Annotated in this window: 3 protein-coding genes; all 3 read left to right on the forward strand. The window is 73.9% G+C overall.

The features are described 5' to 3' along the window. Window positions 1-514, forward strand: a 514-nt coding sequence (locus tag HW445_RS26340) for a DUF4232 domain-containing protein (RefSeq protein ID WP_180223382.1), incomplete at its 5' end; no start/stop codon positions are given. 79 nt (window positions 515-593) lie between these two features. Then, complete coding sequence (locus tag HW445_RS26345; RefSeq protein WP_180223383.1) at window positions 594-1,787, forward strand: sensor histidine kinase; 1,194 nt, start codon at window positions 594-596, stop codon at window positions 1,785-1,787. 31 nt (window positions 1,788-1,818) lie between these two features. Next, window positions 1,819-2,514, forward strand: coding sequence for a response regulator transcription factor (locus HW445_RS26350; RefSeq protein WP_180223384.1), 696 nt, complete (start codon window positions 1,819-1,821; stop codon window positions 2,512-2,514). Window positions 2,515-2,565: the final 51 nt, after the last annotated feature.

Here is a 2,565-nt window from a genome sequence, read left to right on the forward strand (position 1 = left end):
CAAGGGCGGCGCCGCCGGCGGTACCGGCGGCAAGGGGAACGGCGGCACGGGCGGCGGCTCCGCCCCCGCCTGCGACGCCCTGGACCTCTCCTTCCACACCACCCACGAGAAGCGGTCGGACGACGAGGACCCCGACCACTTCCTGATCGTCGTGACCAACGACGGCGACAAGGCGTGCGCCGTCTACCACCACCCGCACGTGTGGCTCGGCGACCCCTCGGACCACGTCACGGCGCGGTCCGCCGTCCCTGCCTACGAGGGCAGCGACCCGGACGGGCCGGTCGTCCTCGGCCCGGGACAGGAGGCGTACAGCGGGCTGTTCGCCGGTGACATCCCGATGGACCAGTTCGAGACGGACGTGATCACCCTGCAGACGCACGGCCGCACGCCGGGCAGCACCGGCAGTCAGCCCGTCCTCGTCGACCTGCCGCTGGTGGTGCCCTTCGACGACGGCGCCCGCCTCACCGGCTGGACGACCAGGATCAACACCGCCTTGGAGTACATCCGGTCCTGAGGCGCCGCGGCACGGCCGGCGCAGCGGACAACACACGCCGGGGGCGCAGCAGTTGGGAATCGTCACCTACCATGACCGGATGCCCGCGTCGCCGGCCCGCCGCCCGCGCCCGGCCAACGTCGCCCTCGCCGCGTGCTTCGCCGTGGCGGGCTGCCTGGCCGGGGCCTTCTACCGGCCGGAGCCCTGGCGGGCGTTCGACCTCTGGGCGTACCTGCTCACCGTCCTGATCGCCCTGGCGCTCGCCTGGCGCGACACCTGGCCCTTCGGCGTGCTCCTGACCACCGTGGCGGGCTTCGCCGGCTACCTGGTGCTCGGGTACCAGCCCTCCCTCAACTTCTGGGTCCCGGCGGTCGCGTTCGTCTCCGCCGCCGCCCGCGAGCGGCCGGCCCGTACCGGGTGCGGCGTCGTGCTGCTGGCGGCGGTGGTCGCCCTCAGCGGGGCGTACGGGCGGCTTCCCTGGCCCGTGGTGGCCGTGCAGGCGGTGCTGGTACCGGGCGTCGCCCTCGCCATCGGGCTGACCCAGCGCCGACTGGCCGCACGCAACGCCGAGTTGCGCCGCCTCACCGCGCTGCTCGACCAGCAGCAGCGGCAGGAGGCCCGGCGCGCCGTGCTGGACGAGCGTTTCCGCATCGCGCGCGAGCTCCACGACACCATCTCGCAGCACATGACCATCATCACCCTCCAGACGGGACTCGCCGAGTACCTCCTGCCCTCCGACCCGTCCGCCGCCCACCAGGCGCTCAGCGCCGCCGCCACCGCCGGCCGGGAGGCGCTGGACGAGCTGCGCCGCCTGCTGGTGGTGCTGCGCACCTACGACCTCGGCGACACCGGCGAACCGGAGGATCCGGCCGCTCCGGTCCCCGACGACCTGCTGGCCGGCATCGACCGGATACCGGTGCTCGCCGAGCGGCTGGAGGCCGTCGGCGTGCGCGTCGAGGTCCGTCACGCGGGGGAGCGCAGGCCGCTCCACCCGGGGATCGAACTCTGCGCCTACCGCGTCGTGCAGGAGGCCCTGACCAACGTCGTGAAGCACTCCGGGGCCCGCGCGGCCGTGGTGAGCGTCCTGTACCAGTCCGAGCTACTGGTGGTAACCATTTCCGACCAGGGCGGATCGCTTTCGGCCACATCTTCCGGAAGGACCGGGCACGGGTTGATCGGCATGCGGGAACGGGCGAGGATCTGGCACGGCTCGCTGACCGCCGGGGCGCGCCCGGGGGGTGGTTTCCAGGTGCAGCTCCGCATCCCCCTGGGACGGGACCGGGCCAGCGGCTGACCGAAGAGGCGAGCGTTTCCCGAGGAGCCCCGTGGCCCGCATCCTGGTCGTCGACGACCAGCACCTGATCCGTTCCGGCATCGTCACCCTGCTGCGCACGGTGGAGGGGCTCGGCCCGGTGGTGGAGGCCTCGGACGGCGAGGAGGCCGTGGCGGCCGCCCGCGAACACCGCCCCGAACTGATCCTGATGGACATCAAGATGCCCCGCCTCAGCGGTCTCGCGGCCGCCGAGCGCATCCTCGCCCTGGAGACCGAGCCGGTCCCGCGCATCGTCGTCCTCACCACCTTCGACGAGGACGAGTTCGTCTACGCCGCGCTGCGCGCCGGGTGCAGCGGCTTCCTGCTGAAGGACATGCCGCCGGCCCAGCTGCTCAGCGCCGTCACCGCGACGCTCAGCGCCGACCTCCTGGTGGCCCCCGCGCGCATCCGGCGACTGGTCGAACGGCACACCGCCGCCCACGGCCTGCCGCCGAGACCCGCGGACGAGGCGGCCGACCCGCTCACCGGCCGGGAGGTCGAGGTGCTCGGGTTCGTCGCCCAGGGGCTCGGCAACGACGAGATCGCCGCGCGCCTGTGCGTCAGCGAGTCCACCGTGAAGACGCACCTGCACCGGGTGATGACCAAGCTGAACCTCCGCAGCCGCGCCCAGGCCGTGGTGTACGCCTACGAGACCGGGATCGCGCGGGTCGGCCGCGGACCCGCCGGGCCGGCCGCGACCGGCGGCTAGGCGGTCCGCACCACCGCGGGCGGCCGACGTCGCCGTGGTCGTCCCGGGACG

The organism is Streptomyces sp. UH6 (genome assembly GCF_013421635.1).
Taxonomy (GTDB): Bacteria; Actinomycetota; Actinomycetes; order Streptomycetales; family Streptomycetaceae; genus Streptomyces; species Streptomyces abyssomicinicus.